This is a genomic window from Steroidobacter gossypii (assembly GCF_016801985.1).
In the GTDB taxonomy this organism is placed as follows: domain Bacteria; phylum Pseudomonadota; class Gammaproteobacteria; order Steroidobacterales; family Steroidobacteraceae; genus Steroidobacter; species Steroidobacter gossypii.
Map to the genome: position 1 here is coordinate 1,416,494 of NZ_JAEVLS010000001.1, position 14,191 is coordinate 1,430,684.

Consider the following 14,191-nt stretch of genomic DNA (forward strand, 5'->3'; position numbering starts at 1 on the left):
TCACTTCAACTCCTCGATCGTGAGATTCCGATTGGTGTAAATACAAATATCGGCCGCGATGTTCAGCGCCTTTTCGACGATGCTGCGCGCGTCCAGCTCGGTGTTTTGTAATAACGCTCGCGCGGCGGACTGGGCGAATGCGCCGCCCGAGCCGATCGCCATGATATCGTCTTCGGGCTCGATGACGTCGCCGTTGCCGGAAATGATGAACGAGGTCTTGTTGTCGGCGACGCACAGCAGGGCCTCCAGGCGCCGCAGGCTGCGATCGCTGCGCCAGTCCTTGGCGAGCTCGATGGCGGCGCGGGTCAGGTTGCCATACTGCTGCAGCTTGGCTTCGAAGCGCTCGAACAGCGTGAAGGCGTCGGCGGTGCCGCCGGCGAAGCCTGCCAGCACTTTGCCGTCGTACAGGCGCCGCACTTTGCGAGCGTTGCTCTTCATCACGGTGTTGCCCAACGAGACCTGGCCGTCGCCGCCGATGCAGACAGTGCCGTCGCGGCGGACGGCCAGGATGGTGGTTGCGTGTGGTTGGTTGTCGCTCATTGCATCGCTTTCGAAAACTGTTTTGTATCGCCTGCGTTCGACGGGCCTCGGTGTCTGACGCGTCGACGGCTCGAGCCAAGAGGCGTCGGTGGCTTGCGTCGCCCCGGTGGGGATATCTCCTCCCGGACTGCGACGCCGATGCCTTCGCGGCGGAGTTGGCGCCAAGAGTTCGGCGTTGAGGGGCGAAGGATAACTCAGCGCGGCAGCCAGCGACCTTTTGTCTCGATTCCCCTGCCAAGCCTCTTCAGCCCTTCTTGCGAGCCCGAGGATGTGCCGCATCGTAAATCTTGGCGAGGTGGGCAAAATCAAGGTGGGTGTAAATCTGAGTGGTTGCTATGTTGGCGTGGCCCAGCAGTTCCTGGACGCCGCGAAGGTCCTGGCTGGATTCCAGCAGGTGCGTGGCGAAGGAATGGCGGAACATGTGGGGGTGAACGTGGACGCCCAGGCCCTGGCGGCGGGCCCACGCGGCGACTTGTTTCTGGACGGAACGCGGGTTGATGCGTTCACCCTGAGCGCCGACGAAGAGGGCGGTGTTGCCGATGCCGGCGACTTTGGTGCGCTCCTGCAGCCAGCGGGTGATGGCTTCGACGGCGTGGCGGCCGACGGGCACCACGCGGGTCTTGCTGCCCTTGCCGAGCACGCGCACGGTGCGATCGGCGAGGTCGATGTCGGTCAGATCGAGGCCGACCAGCTCCGACAAGCGCAGGCCCGAGGAATAAAACAATTCCATCATCGCCTTGTCGCGCACGCTCAGCTGTTCGTCGGTGCGAAAGCTGAGCAGCCGATTCATCTGATCGACGTCGATCGTGGCGGGCAATCGTTTTTTGGCTTTGGGGGCTTGTACGTCCGTCGCCGGATTCAACTTCACCGCATTCTCGCGCAGCAGGAAGTTATAGAAGCTTCGCAGAGCGCTCAGTCGGCGTTGGATCGAGCGGGGTGAGGCGCCCTGGCGATGCTCGGCGGCGGCGAACGATCGGACCAGTTTGTCGTCGACGCCCTGCCAGTCGGTGACGCCTTGGGCGTCGCAGTGGCTGACGAAACGTTTCAAGTCGCGGCGATAGTTGGAATCGGTGTGCGGCGACATGCGCCGCTCCACCGACAGGTGTTCGAAGAACTTGGGTAGCCAGGCGAGCGACGACTCGTCCATCCATCGATACTCGCTTGGCCCGGGCGGTCAGGCGGCCGCGACGGCCTCGCTCACCAGGTCGCCGATGCGAGCCAGGAAGTCGGTGCTCATGGCGGGATGGAAGCGCTGTTCGTCCGGGCTGCCGATGGCGAGCACGCCGAAGCCCATTTCGCGCCCCAGTGGCACCAGCGCCGCGGAGCCGATTTCGACGGTGCCCGCGCCAAACAGAAAGTCACGTTGACTATCGCGGATCTGGCCGCAACGGGGCCGCGCCGATTCGAACAACGTATCGAACATTTTCAGCTCGGGTGCGGCAGCATCGATCATGCGCAGGTGACGGCTGTCGATATTCGAAAAGCCTGTGGGACGAGTCGGCGCCAGCAGCAGCAACCATTCGGAAGCGCCGAAGTCTTCGCGCAGCGAGGTCTCCATGGAATCCAGCAGCGCAGAGGCGCTACGTGCGCGCACCAGTCTGCAGGCGAGGCGATGAATCTTCGCCGCCAGCACGTCGTTACCACGCGCCACATCGATCAGTTCGCGCAGCCGGGATTCCAGTGCTTGGTTCTTTTCTCGCAACGCCGACACCTGGCGCTCGACCAGCGACACGGTGGCGGTGCCACGACCGTGCGGCAGCTTCAGCTTGGTCAGCAGCGCGGCGTGACGTTCGAAAAAGTCGGCATTGTTCTGCAGATAATCCGCGATCTCGGTTTCGCTGGGCCCTTTGGCGGCGGCGGGGTGGCCGCTCGAGCCGGTGGCGCTCATCGGGGTCGCGAGATTTTCTGCGTCGACACCGCGGACCGGAGTCTTGCTCATACAGGGGCCTCGATTCTGATTTTCAAAGTTCCACCGTCCCTTCGAAGACGGTGACCGCCGGGCCGGTGAGCCAGAGCGCCTGATCGGGGCCAGGCCAGCGAACCACCATGCGCCCTCCCGGCGCGTCCACCTGCACTTGCTCCTGCAGCAGTCCCCAGCGGCGGCCAACCGCCACCGCCGCGCAGGCCCCGGTGCCGCAGGCCTGAGTTTCGCCCACGCCGCGCTCGAAAACTCGCAGCCGGATGTGAGTCGGGCTGACCACTTCCATGAAGCCGACGTTGGTCCGCTTGGCGAAGCGCGGATGATTTTCCACCGCGGGTCCGAGCGTGTCCACGGCGGCCTCACGGACCGACGGCACTTGCATGACTGCATGCGGATTGCCCATCGAGACCGTGCCGATCTGCAACTCTTTTTCGTCGACGCGCAGTGGATACACGTCCGCCTCACGGTTGGCGTCGAAGGGCAGCGACTCGGGCGCGAAATTCGGTACGCCCATGTCGACAGAGACCAGGCCGTCGTCGCCAAGTAAGCCATTGACCTCGCCACCGGGGCTGTCCATCCGGACACGCGCCTTGCCGATCCTGCGGGCGACCAGGCTGGCGATACAGCGTGCGCCATTGCCGCACTGTTCGACCTCCGAGCCGTCGGCGTTGAAGATGCGATAGAACACATCGAAATCGGCCCGGCTGGGCGGCATCAACACCAGCGCCTGATCGAAGCCGATGCCGGTGCGGCGGTCGGCGAGGCGGCGAAAAGCTTCGGCGGAGGGCAGCTCGGCGCCGGCCGGAGCATCGAACACGATGAAGTCGTTGCCCAGGCCGTGCATCTTGGTAAAAGACAGGCGCATGGGCCAAGCATACGTCACTTGACGCGTTTTCTGCAGCGTCGGGCCGTGACAATTGGCGAGGCTGCCTTTAAGTTACCCGCCATTTATTCACAACAACGCGAAATCCAGCACAGCCGGGCCGCAATCTCGGGCCCAAGATCCCGATTTGTTACCGGCAAAGCGAGGACGGTCATGCGCCACGTGATGGTAATGAACTCCAAGGGCGGCAGCGGCAAGAGCACGCTGGCGACCAACATCGCTTGTTACTTTGCGAGCCAGGACAGCAAGGTGACAATCGCCGACTACGATCCGCAGAGTTCCAGCCTCGACTGGCTAGCCACGCGCCCCGAAGATCTGCCGCGCATCTCGGGTGTGCCGGCGTTCGATGAGGGCATACGAAACGTGTCGCGTGACACCGACGTGCTGGTGATCGATGCGCCGGCGCGGACGCACGGCTCCGAGATGAATGAGCTGGTCCGGCGCGCCGAGACCATCGTCATCCCGGTGCTGCCTTCGCCCATCGACATGAAGGCCTCGCTGCGCTTCATGGAAGAATTGCTGGAGCTGGGCAAGGTGCAGCGTCAGCAGGCCCGTCTGGCCATGGTGGCGAATCGCGTGCGCGAGAACACGCTGCTGTTCGATGAGCTGGAGCAGTACCTCGAGAAGCTCAAGGTGCCGTATCTGGGTCAGCTGCGTCAGTCCACCAACTATCTGCGCGCCTATCAGCGCGGCATGGGCATTTTCGAGCTGCCGGAGTATCTGGCCAGCCCGGACTGGGAGCAGTGGAAGCCCATCACCAAGTGGCTCGACAGCAAGAAGAGCCAGCCGAGCTGAGCTCGACTCAGCCCTCCAGACTGGCGCGGATCCCGGCCACCGGGTCTGCGTACCGCAGCTTTACGCCCAGGTGTTTGAGCATGCGATCGTTGCCGACCCGGCGCGACTCGTTGAGGAACGACAGGCGCTCGGGGCTGAAGGTGAGCTGAGCTTCCTCCATGGTCACGCGCGGCGGCTTCGGCAAACCGGTCAGCTCCGCCACCATATCGATAAAGGTGGTCGCGCTGATCGAGGTGCCATCGGTCACGTTGTAAACCCCTCGCGCCTCTTTGTTCATGATCGCCGCCTCGCAGGCCGTGACCAGATCGTCCACATGGATGCGATTGCTGATGCCGGCATCTTCCGGGCGCACCACCGGTTCGGATTGGCGCAATCGTTCCAGCGGTAGCCGCTCCGGACCGTAAATCCCCGGCACTCTCAGCACCACACGCCGAACGCGGCGCTCGTGGCACCAGACGCGAGTCATCTCTTCGGCGCTGACCCGCCGACGAGCGCGATCGGTCCTCGGCATCACCGGAGTGCTTTCGTCCACGAAGCCGCCGCCTGCGTCGCCATACACACCCGTCGTGCTCATATAAACAAACGTTTTCGGCGGCACGATGGCCAGTTGCAGGAAGCGATCGAGCCTGAGGTCGCTTTCGCCGGTGGCTGGCGGGGGCGCGAGATACACGATGGCCTCCTGATCCAGCCGTTCGGGAATGCTGGCGCCGGCGCGCACGCGATCCAGATCGATCACCACGGGCTTCAGGCCCTGGCGCTGCAACGCCGCCGCCTTGTCGTTCGAGCGAACCAGCGCCGCGATTTCGAAGCGGTCGCGCAGGCGGGCGGCCAGGCGTTGGCCGACGTAGCCACACCCCGCAATCAACAGGTAGGGACGGGCCGGGCTCATGCCTGCCCTCGCAAGCCCACCCACGGCTTGACACGTCGTCGCTGCATACTTAGATTTCAGAAAAGACAGAAATAACGGATAGGTCGGACCGATGAAGCTTACTCCCACCATGCATCGCTGCGTGCTCCATTGGGGCGAGATGGCCAGTCGCTGGGGCGTCAGTCGCTCGGTGGCGCAGATTCATGCCTTGCTGTTCATGGCTCCTTCGCCGCTGACCGCGGACGAGATCGCGGCAACGCTCAATATCGCGCGCTCCAATGTCAGCGTCAGCATCAAGGAGCTGCAAGCCTGGGATCTGGTCGGCGTGACTCATCAACTGGGCGATCGGCGGGATTACTTCCAGGCGCGCAAGGATATATGGGAAGTGCTCACCATGATCATGGACGGCCGTAAGAAGCGCGAAATCGATCCGACGGTGCAGATGTTGCGTGAGTGCTCCGCCGACGCCAAGAAGGATCACGACACGCCGGAGCAGGTGAAGCAGCGCATCAGCGACATGCTCGAGTTTCTCGAGGAAGTGTCGGGATGGTACGACCAGATCCGCGCCATGCCTCGTCCCACCCTGCTGAAGCTGATGCGCATGGGCACCAAGGTGGCGAAGGTGGTGACCTGAACGAGCTGGATCCCCTCTGACCAGTCAGTAGTCACCAGTCATCAGTCACTTCTCGAGAGCGCGCTGCCGACTTTGGCGAGCACGTCGGGTGCGAAATCGAAGGAATCGAAGAACAGATGCTCGGCCGGCAACCCTCGCTGCGTGAACTCGTGACGGATGGTTTCGACCATCACCGGCGGCCCGCTGGCGTACACATCGAAGCGCGACAAGTCGGGATGATCCGCCAGCGCGGCGGCATGCACGTAACCAGTGCGACCGGTCCACTGATCCTCTACGCGAGGCGCTGACAGCACGGGCACGTAGCGAAGATTGGGATGTTCGACGCGCAGTTGTTCGATGTGCGCATCTTCGTAAAGATCTGAAGCGGCCTGCGCGCCCCAATAAAGATGCAGCGGCCGTCGGTCGCCCACTTCCAGCAGACTGTGCAACATCGAACGTAGCGGCGCATAGCCGGTGCCGCCGCCGATGAGCAAAGCGGGTCGAGGCGATTCCCGGCGGAACCAGAACTGCCCGAGCGGGCCTTCGATACGCAGCAACGATTTTTCCAGCGTGCCGTCGAACAGTTGCTGCGTGAACTCGCCGCTTGAAACACGACGGATGTGCAATTCCAGCATCTTGCCCTCGCCGGGCGTGCTCGCGATCGAGAAGCTGCGACGCCGGTTCTGCGGCAGCATGATGTCCAGGTACTGGCCCGGCGCGAAATGGAAATATTCGCTGGCCGGCAGGCGCAGGAACACGGCCATGATGTCGGGCGTCAGGCGCTGCAACCGTTCTACACGACAGGGCAGACTCTTGAGTACGATTTCCGGCGCGGGCGGCCGGATCTCGCGTACTTCGACGGTCAGATCTTCGCTGGCGGCGTGCGCCTGGCAAAGCAGGGCATAACCGTCGCGCTCTTCGTCTTCCATCAAGCCCACCGGTCGGCCCGAAGGATAGTTCACCTGTCCAGCGCGGATGCGCGCCCGGCACGACGAACAATGCCCGCCCTTGCAGCTGTGAGGCAGATTCAAACCGGCGCGCAAGGCGGCGTCCAGGATGGTTTCCCCGCGCTCAACGGTCAAAATCTGCTGTGACGGCAGCAGAGTGACACGCGCATAGGGACGAGCGACGGACATTATAAAACTCGGGATCGGGCATCCTGCCACGACCCTCGTGCGAGCAGGGCAAAAGGCGCGACTTTTGCCCGCTCGCTCGCCGCCTGCGGCGGCGGGGTACGTCCGTGTACCCGGGCGGTACTTGATGTGTAATGTTTCACGGTCTGGTCCGACGCGCCGATAGGCCTCAGTTAAGCTAGCTTCTCCGCCGGTCGGTGAGTCTGCGTTCCTGGAAGCGGCGGGCGCGGATTTTGGGAAGGTTGGCCTTGCGGCCGACTGCGAATGCGAGCGCGTCGTTGAGCGCTTTGAGCGAACGCTCGCGCTCACCGAGTTGATCCATCAGGTTGGCGAGCAGCTGATAAGCCTCCAGCCGCGGACGGATCGCAATGCTGGTTTCGAGGAAGCTGCGTGCCTTGCCGTACAGCTCCGCGCGAGTTGCGAGCTGCGCGCAAGTGAACAGCAGTGCGGCATCGTCACTGTGCTCCGGCAACCAGGCTTCGGCTCGATCCAGCGTCTTCAGCGGCTGATCTGTCTCCAGCTCGCCGTAGGCAAGCACGGCAGATTCATTCCATTGCTTGTTGATGCAATCGCGCAGCGCCGCTTCGGCCGCCTCGTGATCGCCACAAGCCATCGAGGCGCGCGCATAAGCCACCACGATCTCGGGATGCCTGGCCAGCGATTTGGATGTTTCTTTCCAGGCGGCGCGCAGTTCGGTGAGATCGCACTTGCTGCCCGCCTCCTGCAAGCGATCCAGATGCACTTGCGCCACGGTTTCGTCGACCATCGCGGCGGTGATGCCGCGAGTGCTGCGAAGACGCGGCTCCAGCGCCTGCAGCTTCTGCCAATCGCCGGTCTGTCGATACACCCGGGCGAGCAACAACAGGCCGCGCGCGTTTTGTTCCTTGGTCGCTTCGAGCTGCTCGAGCGTCGCCAGCGCGGCCTGCATCTGCTTGTGCTTCAGCAGAACTTCCGCTTGCATGATCAGCGCCGGCGCGCGGCGATCGCCGGAAACCTCCAGCGCACGGGCGAGCCATTCATCGCGTCGATCCGAGGCGCCCTGCAGATCGGCGGCACGCGCGGCGGTCAGATAATGTGCTGCGGGAGATTCCGCCTCACGCACATGACGAGTCAGCGTGTTCTCGGCAGTTTCCCAATTGCCTTCCGACAATTCCAGAATGCCCTGGGCGAAGCTGCGGCGAGCGCGCTCCTGGCGACGCGCTTCCTGAGCGGTTTTCCAGGAGCGCCGCGCGGTGAAGATTCTGATCAGCAGCCGGACCGCGAAATAGGCCGCCGCCAGCACCAGGACGAAGGTGACCGCGGACATTTCGATCAAACGTCCGGCGAAGCGCAGCGCCACGTAGCCCGGATCGCCCAGCACGATGTTGGCGAGCAGACCGGCGACGATCATGGCCGCAGCGATATACAGGCCGCTTTTCATCGCGGTTACTCCGGACCTCGACGTGACGGCATCATCCGGCGCAGCGCGTTGATCGAGTTGGTGACGTTGGGCAAGGTGGGATCGATGTTCACGGGCTCCAGCGCCTGCACTTCGGCAAGCAGAGCCTGCGCGCTCGGCTTGGAGAGATCGAAGAAATCGCCCAGCGAACGCCGCGCGGCGGCCAGCGCCGTGCGATAGGCCTGCTCATCGTGGCGAGCCACGGCATTGCGGGCCGCGAACAGCAACAGTTGCAGATGCTGGCGCCGGAGCACCGCTTCTTCCGCGGTGATCACCCGCCCGGACAGATCGTCCACCCGGCGCATGACGATCAGGTTCGCGAAAGTCTGGCCGATCATGGCGCGCGCCCGAGCAAACATTCCGTCCGGAAGCTGGCTGCGATCGAACGCGCTGCGTTCGGTAACCAGAATACCCTTCACCGGCGCTTCAGCGGCGCGCTCCTCGGCGCTGCTGAGCCGGGACAGAATGCCGGTCGTGTCGGGCCGTTGCACGGCGCGCAGCGCCTGCAATTCTTTCGCGATCTCCTGCCGGACCGAGGCGAACGAGGGATCGCGCAGCGCGGCCAGTCGCAGGTCGGCGGACTCCAATGCAACGATTGCGGTTTCGATGTCGCGGTCGAGCGTGAGCCGGCGTTGCGCCAGCTCCAGAAGAAACAATGCCTCGGCGCGGGACCAGGCGCGTTCCGGCCCTTCGGCGCGACCACGCAGCTCCTCGACCGACGACGCCAGCTCCTGCAACTGTTGAGGCGCGTCGTTGAGCGAATCGAGACGCCGATTCAGGTCCCGATGCGCCTGTCGCTCGCGGCTGGCCTGACTCTTCAACTCCGCACGCAACAGATCCCGATCGACGTTGGCGGCGGCAATCGCCGCATTTGCGGTATCCAGCCGGTCCCGCATCGAGTCGAGCCGTACCAGGGTATAGCCGGCGGTTGCCAGAGCGAGCACCGCGATAGCCGTGGTCAATCGGCTGTAAGTGTGCGCACGACGGGTCCTCGACGAATCGCCGGGAACAGACGAGCTGATGGTTTCCGGACCGGTCTCGGCCATAGAAGAATGCGCTGTGATCGACGTCGCTATCGTAACACGCAGCGCACTTGGACTTTCAGGAGGCCCTCATCGATGCTGACGTCGAAGCAGTACGTCAGGCCACCCGAGCACGCGTTCGCCAACGCGCCATTGCCCCGATCATGGACGCATCGTCGGCGCCGTTCGCGACCAGCATCATGCCGTTCAAGCCCGCAGCCTGCGCCGCTTCGGCGATCCGGCGGCTGGCGACCAGCAACGGGGTCTTGGCCAGCAGCGTGCGACCGCGGTCGGACAACATCCCGATCAGGTTATGCAAAGTTTCAATGCTGGTGGCGGTGACCACGTCGATACCTTCGCTGTCCCAGCGAACTTCGAGCGCATCCCGGGTGGCAGGGTCGATTGTGGGACGAACGCGCTGATACACCTCGCGAGTTTCCACGATCATGCCGCGCGCTGTGAACGTATCGCGCATCAGTTCGCGGCCGCCGATACCGCGCACGATCAACACCCGAGCGCCGCTTGCCAATGTGAGATCGGGATGGGCCAGCAAGGCCTCGCTGTCGAAGCCGGCTTCCGGAACGATGTCGGCGCGCAGCGAGGTTTGGGCGAGGGCGGCCGCGGTTGCTCTGCCAATCGCCGCCACGCGAGCGGTCGGACTTTTCTCGATCAGATGCACGCCGTGAGCAACGGCGTTCACGCTCGCGAAAATGATCAAGTCGTGTCCGCTCGCGATCTCGGCGGTCTGAGCCACGATCTCCACGGCGGGGAAGGCGATGGCAGTGCCGCCTTGGCGGCCGATCTCTTCACACAGTACAGCGGCTTGTGGCGCCGGCCGCGTGACCAACACGGTGAGATCGGCAAGCGGTGGCATGACTTTGGGAATCATGGCGACTCCTGCCGCAGTCGTTCGAGCAATTGCCCGGCGCCGTCTTTCAACAATTCTTCCGCGAGCCGCACGCCGATGGCCTCGGCATCGTCGATTTTGCCGAGGTGCGAGCCGCGATACATTTCGCTGCCGTCAGGTGAACCGATCACACCGTGCAGTTGCAAATGATCGCCGTCGAGGGTGGCGAAGCCCGCGATCGGCGACTGGCAGCTGCCTTCCAGACGTTGCGCGAACGAGCGCTCGGCGACACAGCATTGCCACGCCTGTGTGTCGTTCAATGCGCGCACATAAGCGATGTTGCGTGCATCGTCGGAGCGACACTCGATGCCGATGATGCCCTGACCAACCGCCGGCACCGAGCGGTCGGCAGCGAAATATTCGGTGATACGGCTTTGCAGCCCGAGGCGAATCAAACCGGCGGCGGCCAGAATGATCGCGTCATAGTGCTGTTCATCGAGCTTGCGCAATCGTGTGTCGACATTGCCGCGCAGAGTGATCAGCTCCAGATCCGGGCGGGCATGTTTCAACTGGCACTGACGACGCAGGCTCGAGGTGCCGACGCGCGCGCCTTGCGGCAGGCTCTCGAAACTCCCGTAGCGAGAAGAAACAAACGCATCGCGCGGATCGGCGCGAGGCAGCATCGCAGCCAGCACGAATCCTGGTGGCATCTCGCTGGGTACGTCTTTCATGGAATGCACGGCGATGTCGGCCCGATGCTCCGACATGGCCAGTTCCAGCTCCTTGATGAACAGACCTTTGCCCCCGATGTCGGCCAGTGGGCGGTCGAGGATGCGGTCGCCCTGCGTGGTCATGGGCACCAGCTCGACATTGAGGCCGGGGTGTTTGTTCCTGAGCAGGCCGGCCACGTGCTCGGCCTGCCACAGCGCGAGGCGGCTCTGTCGCGTGGCGATGCGCAATGTATGTTCGGCCACGTGTTCGGATGGATGTGTACTCATGAGCTCGATTGGGGCGAAGATTCCGCCGACAGGGCCATGGCTTTTTCCGTGCGCCGCATTTCGAGCCTGAAACGAATCAGCGCGATGATCAGCGCGAGCACCACCGGCCCGAGGAACAGGCCGATGGCGCCGAAGCCGGCCAGCCCGCCCAGCACGCCGATGAACACGGTCAGCGTGCCCACGTTGGCGCGGCCTGACACCAGCAGCGGCCGGACCACATTGTCGACCAACGACACCAGCAGCGCACCCCAAATCAACAAGAAGATGGCCGCGCCCCAACGCCCTTGCGCGGCCAGCACCAGCACCGCCGGGCCCCAGACCAACGCCGTGCCGCCAACGGGCAAAAGCGACAGCAGGGCGGCGATCACCGCGAACACCAGGGGGGAGGGGAAGTTGATGATGAGGAAGGCGATGCCGACCAGCCCGCCCTGTATCAACGCCGTGAGACCCGTGCCATACACCATGGCGCGAGTGACGGCGGCGAGGTGGTCGAACAGCTTGGCCTTGTGCGCCTCGGCCATCGGGATCAGCTCGCGCAGCGTGCCGATCATCTCGGCGCCGTCGCGCACGAAGAAGAACAGCATGAATTCCATCATCACGAAGCCGACCACCGTGCCGACCGCGCCCATGAACGCGCGCCCACCGAGAGATGCGAGCGATTGCAGCGTCTCGCGGGAGCCTTGCGCGATCCAGCCCTGGATCTGCGCCAGATCGACATCGAGCGTGTCGTTGAGCCAGGCCAGCCGGTCGCGCACCCAGGGAACATTCGCCAGATTCAGCACGTTCCCCTGGGTCTGGTCGGCGACCGTGGTCTGCACGATCTGCAGCAGATCGCCGACCTGCGCCGCGAACGCCGCGCTCAGCGCGGTCAGCGGGCCGATGATGACGACGAACGTGAGCACCGTCAGCAGCGCCGCCGACAATTGGGAACGACCTCGTAACCGGGCGGCCAGCCGCACATGCAGCGGGAACAGCAGAAACGCGATGAATATCGCCCACAACAGCGGACCCAGGAAGGGCTGGACGATTTCGAACAAGGCCAGGCCCAGCACCAGGCACGTCGCCAATGCGAATGTGCGCGCGTAGAACCGATCGCCTGCCGGTACGATGCGTGGCGGCGGTTGAGTCATGTGACGGTCCGTTCCGTGTGGCCGCAAGGCTGCGGCAAAGGCCGCCATGCTAGCACCGCCGACCGCTCGCCGGTTTGTCGCTGGTTTGTTTATCCCCTACCATCGAAGCTCGAGAAGAGGAACGACTCATGAATGCCCAACCCGAAGTGTCGACCGACCAGCTGGTCGCGGATCTGAAAACCGTCGTGGAGGATGCCGAGGCGTTGCTCAAGGCCACCTCGACGTTGACCGGGGAGAAGATCCAGGAAGTGCGCGCGCGCGCTGAAGAGTCGCTGCGCCAGGCGCGGGTGCGGCTGACCGAGGTCGAAGAAGAGGCCATGCGTCGGGCGCGCGAGGTTGCCGAAGCAGCCGATGAGTATGTGCGCGAGAACCCGTGGCAGTCGGTCGGCATCGCCGCCGGTGTCGGCTTGGTGTTGGGGCTGTTGCTGGCCCGTCGCTAACCGAGCGCTCGCTCTCACCAGCGCCATGGCCGTGCAAACACACGATCCGCGCGTCGAGCCCCGAGGTTCGCACGAAGCGCCGCGACCGGTCGCCGGTCTGTTTCAGTCGCTGAACCAGTTCGTGGCGACCCTGGTCGCCATCGTGCACACCCGGCTGGAGCTGCTGACCACCGAGCTGCAGGAAGAAGTGCGGCAGGTCGGCGGCATCCTGCTGTGGGCCTTCATAGCGGCGTTCGCCGCCATGATGGGGCTGTTCCTGGCGGCGCTGGCGGTGATCTTCGTGTTCTGGGACACGCACCGGCTGGCGGCGTCGCTGGCCATGATCGGCCTGTTTGTCGCGGTGGCGGTGGTCAGCGGCTTGATCCTGCGGCACAAGCTGAGCACCAAGCCGCCGCTGCTCGACGATACGTTGGCCGAGCTGGCCAAGGATCGCGATCAACTTCGGGCGCGCCTGTGAGGCGTTTGTGAGCAGCGAACGTTTCAATCAGCTGGTCGCCAAACATTCCAACCTGCGGCTGCGCGCAGCCATGCAGCGTCGCGAGCTGGGCGCGACGATGCACGACATCGAACATCATCTCAGCGGTTTGGATCGAGGCATCGGGGCCGCGCAACGCCTCATCAAGAACCCGGCGGTGATCGTCGGCGGTGTGGCGCTGGTTGCGCTGATCGGCCCGAAGCGACTGATGCGATGGGCGACGCGCGGTGCATTGGTTTATTCCACGGCGCGACGTCTCATGCGTATGCGCCAGGGGTGATCCGCGAGGCCTAGTGGCTTTCGCCCCGAATGCGCCTGAGCAATTCGGAGGCGTGACGGCGGCTCACTTCCAGCACATCGCCGCATTCGCGAACTCTGACGACGTACTGTCCCGAGTCGGTGCGCTCTACGGCGGAAATGTATTTCTCCGCGATCAAGGCATTGCGGTGGATGCGCAGAAAGTCCGGCGCGAACTCCTCGGCCAACGATTTGAGCGATTCGTCGATCAGACTTTCACCGCCCTTGTGGCGCACCGTCACGTACTTCTGATCGGCGACAAAATAATAAATATCCGGCAGCGGAATCAGCTTCAGGGTCTCGCCCAGCCGGGCGCAGATCTGTTCGCGACGATGTTCGAGGCGGGCCGTCTCGGCCACCTTCACCAGACGATTCGGTGAAATGCGAGCGGCGTGCCGCAGGGCGTGCGCCAGCTTCTCTTTGCGCACGGGTTTGAGCAGGTAACCGACGGCTTCGGTTTCGAACGCCTCCACGGCGTATTGATCGTAGGCAGTGGTGAAGATCACGGCCGGCGGATCTTCCAGCGAGTCGATGTGGCGGGCGATCTGGATGCCGGACAGTCCGGGCATGCGCACGTCGAGCAGCACCACGTCGGGACGCAGCTCGCCGCAAGTGGCCAGCGCCACTTCGCCGTTGTCGGCTTCGCCGACGACCTCGCAGTCCTCGATTTCGTCCAGCAGGCGTCGCAGGCGCTCACGCGCGGGCGCCTCGTCATCGACAATTAACAGACGCATCTGTCTAAGTTACCGCCCCACTAAAACGGCAAGTCTCCGAGGGCCTGCCTTCATATG

Annotated in this window: 17 protein-coding genes; 5 read left to right on the forward strand and 12 right to left on the reverse strand. The window is 63.9% G+C overall.

All coding sequences use genetic code 11. The annotated features are described in order from the left end of the window. The 4 genes from hslV to dapF form a co-directional block, all read right to left on the reverse strand. Positions 1–540 (reverse strand): ATP-dependent protease subunit HslV, encoded by a 540-nt coding sequence (hslV, locus tag JM946_RS06145; protein WP_203166273.1) that lies wholly within the window; start codon positions 538–540, stop codon positions 1–3. Between the two features lie 244 nt (positions 541–784). Continuing rightward, on the reverse strand, positions 785–1,687 hold the full coding sequence (xerC, locus tag JM946_RS06150) for a tyrosine recombinase XerC (RefSeq protein WP_203166274.1): 903 nt from the start codon (positions 1,685–1,687) through the stop codon (positions 785–787). Between the two features lie 27 nt (positions 1,688–1,714). Further along, positions 1,715–2,479, reverse strand: a complete 765-nt coding sequence (locus tag JM946_RS06155; RefSeq protein WP_203166275.1) for a DUF484 family protein — start codon at positions 2,477–2,479, stop codon at positions 1,715–1,717. Positions 2,480–2,501: 22 nt separating this feature from the next. After that, entirely contained in the window at positions 2,502–3,326 is an 825-nt protein-coding gene (dapF, locus tag JM946_RS06160; protein WP_322110902.1) for a diaminopimelate epimerase, read from the reverse strand. A gap of 171 nt (positions 3,327–3,497) precedes the next feature. On the opposite strand from dapF, the gene JM946_RS06165 reads away from it, so the two are divergent. After that, entirely contained in the window at positions 3,498–4,139 is a 642-nt protein-coding gene (locus JM946_RS06165; RefSeq protein WP_203166276.1) for a nucleotide-binding protein, read from the forward strand. Positions 4,140–4,146: 7 nt separating this feature from the next. Here the strand turns inward: JM946_RS06165 and JM946_RS06170 are convergent, their stop codons facing one another. Then, complete coding sequence (locus tag JM946_RS06170) at positions 4,147–5,028, reverse strand: NAD-dependent epimerase/dehydratase family protein (RefSeq protein ID WP_203166277.1); 882 nt, start codon at positions 5,026–5,028, stop codon at positions 4,147–4,149. Between the two features lie 91 nt (positions 5,029–5,119). Between JM946_RS06170 and JM946_RS06175 the strand changes: the two genes are divergently transcribed. Next, a complete protein-coding gene (locus JM946_RS06175; RefSeq protein ID WP_203166278.1) occupies positions 5,120–5,641 on the forward strand; it encodes a GbsR/MarR family transcriptional regulator in 522 nt (173 codons plus the stop codon). A gap of 41 nt (positions 5,642–5,682) precedes the next feature. Here JM946_RS06175 and JM946_RS06180 read toward each other — a convergent pair whose 3' ends face one another. The 6 genes from JM946_RS06180 to JM946_RS06205 all read right to left on the reverse strand — a co-directional run bounded on the left by JM946_RS06180 (position 5,683) and on the right by JM946_RS06205 (position 12,188). Next, the gene (locus tag JM946_RS06180; RefSeq protein WP_203166279.1) at positions 5,683–6,756 is read right to left on the reverse strand and encodes a 2Fe-2S iron-sulfur cluster-binding protein; all 1,074 of its coding nucleotides are present in this window, start codon (positions 6,754–6,756) and stop codon (positions 5,683–5,685) included. Positions 6,757–6,931: 175 nt separating this feature from the next. Continuing rightward, positions 6,932–8,173, reverse strand: a complete 1,242-nt coding sequence (locus JM946_RS06185; RefSeq protein WP_203166280.1) for a heme biosynthesis HemY N-terminal domain-containing protein — start codon at positions 8,171–8,173, stop codon at positions 6,932–6,934. Between the two features lie 5 nt (positions 8,174–8,178). Then, entirely contained in the window at positions 8,179–9,237 is a 1,059-nt protein-coding gene (locus tag JM946_RS06190; protein ID WP_203166281.1) for a uroporphyrinogen-III C-methyltransferase, read from the reverse strand. 94 nt (positions 9,238–9,331) lie between these two features. Further along, entirely contained in the window at positions 9,332–10,102 is a 771-nt protein-coding gene (locus JM946_RS06195; protein WP_203166282.1) for a uroporphyrinogen-III synthase, read from the reverse strand. Beyond that, positions 10,099–11,034, reverse strand: coding sequence for a hydroxymethylbilane synthase (gene hemC, locus JM946_RS06200; RefSeq protein WP_203166566.1), 936 nt, complete (start codon positions 11,032–11,034; stop codon positions 10,099–10,101). The genes JM946_RS06195 and hemC overlap by 4 nt, the downstream gene beginning before the upstream one ends. Before the next feature lie 20 nt (positions 11,035–11,054). Then, a complete protein-coding gene (locus JM946_RS06205; RefSeq protein WP_203166283.1) occupies positions 11,055–12,188 on the reverse strand; it encodes an AI-2E family transporter in 1,134 nt (377 codons plus the stop codon). Positions 12,189–12,316: 128 nt separating this feature from the next. Between JM946_RS06205 and JM946_RS06210 the strand changes: the two genes are divergently transcribed. Genes JM946_RS06210 through JM946_RS06220 form a run of 3 tightly spaced genes read left to right on the forward strand, consistent with a single transcriptional unit; the run spans position 12,317 to position 13,383 of the window. Next, on the forward strand, positions 12,317–12,628 hold the full coding sequence (locus tag JM946_RS06210) for a DUF883 family protein (RefSeq protein WP_203166284.1): 312 nt from the start codon (positions 12,317–12,319) through the stop codon (positions 12,626–12,628). Between the two features lie 31 nt (positions 12,629–12,659). Next, positions 12,660–13,085, forward strand: a complete 426-nt coding sequence (locus JM946_RS06215; protein WP_218042614.1) for a phage holin family protein — start codon at positions 12,660–12,662, stop codon at positions 13,083–13,085. A 7-nt stretch (positions 13,086–13,092) separates the two neighbouring features. Further along, positions 13,093–13,383 carry a YqjK family protein gene (locus tag JM946_RS06220; RefSeq protein ID WP_203166286.1) on the forward strand — a complete coding sequence of 97 codons (291 nt, stop codon included), beginning with the start codon at positions 13,093–13,095 and terminating at the stop codon, positions 13,381–13,383. 10 nt (positions 13,384–13,393) lie between these two features. On the opposite strand, the gene JM946_RS06225 is transcribed toward JM946_RS06220, so the two are convergent. Continuing rightward, positions 13,394–14,134: a LytR/AlgR family response regulator transcription factor gene (locus tag JM946_RS06225; protein ID WP_203166287.1), complete on the reverse strand. Its 741-nt coding sequence runs from the start codon at positions 14,132–14,134 to the stop codon at positions 13,394–13,396. Positions 14,135–14,191 lie beyond the last annotated feature (57 nt).

Bases quoted from the DNA above. Each gene is read 5' to 3' on its own strand.
- JM946_RS06185 (WP_203166280.1), bottom strand. From the start codon at position 8,173: ATGAAAAGCGGCCTGTATATCGCTGCGGCCATGATCGTCGCCGGTCTG.
- JM946_RS06225 (WP_203166287.1), bottom strand. From the start codon at position 14,134: ATGCGTCTGTTAATTGTCGATGACGAGGCGCCCGCGCGTGAGCGCCTG.
- JM946_RS06170 (WP_203166277.1), bottom strand. From the start codon at position 5,028: ATGAGCCCGGCCCGTCCCTACCTGTTGATTGCGGGGTGTGGCTACGTC.
- JM946_RS06155 (WP_203166275.1), bottom strand. From the start codon at position 2,479: ATGAGCAAGACTCCGGTCCGCGGTGTCGACGCAGAAAATCTCGCGACC.
- dapF (WP_322110902.1), bottom strand. From the start codon at position 3,326: ATGCGCCTGTCTTTTACCAAGATGCACGGCCTGGGCAACGACTTCATC.
- JM946_RS06195 (WP_203166282.1), bottom strand. From the start codon at position 10,102: ATGATTCCCAAAGTCATGCCACCGCTTGCCGATCTCACCGTGTTGGTC.
- hslV (WP_203166273.1), bottom strand. From the start codon at position 540: ATGAGCGACAACCAACCACACGCAACCACCATCCTGGCCGTCCGCCGC.
- JM946_RS06205 (WP_203166283.1), bottom strand. From the start codon at position 12,188: ATGACTCAACCGCCGCCACGCATCGTACCGGCAGGCGATCGGTTCTAC.
- JM946_RS06190 (WP_203166281.1), bottom strand. From the start codon at position 9,237: ATGGCCGAGACCGGTCCGGAAACCATCAGCTCGTCTGTTCCCGGCGAT.
- JM946_RS06165 (WP_203166276.1), top strand. From the start codon at position 3,498: ATGCGCCACGTGATGGTAATGAACTCCAAGGGCGGCAGCGGCAAGAGC.
- xerC (WP_203166274.1), bottom strand. From the start codon at position 1,687: ATGGACGAGTCGTCGCTCGCCTGGCTACCCAAGTTCTTCGAACACCTG.
- JM946_RS06175 (WP_203166278.1), top strand. From the start codon at position 5,120: ATGAAGCTTACTCCCACCATGCATCGCTGCGTGCTCCATTGGGGCGAG.
- JM946_RS06210 (WP_203166284.1), top strand. From the start codon at position 12,317: ATGAATGCCCAACCCGAAGTGTCGACCGACCAGCTGGTCGCGGATCTG.
- JM946_RS06180 (WP_203166279.1), bottom strand. From the start codon at position 6,756: ATGTCCGTCGCTCGTCCCTATGCGCGTGTCACTCTGCTGCCGTCACAG.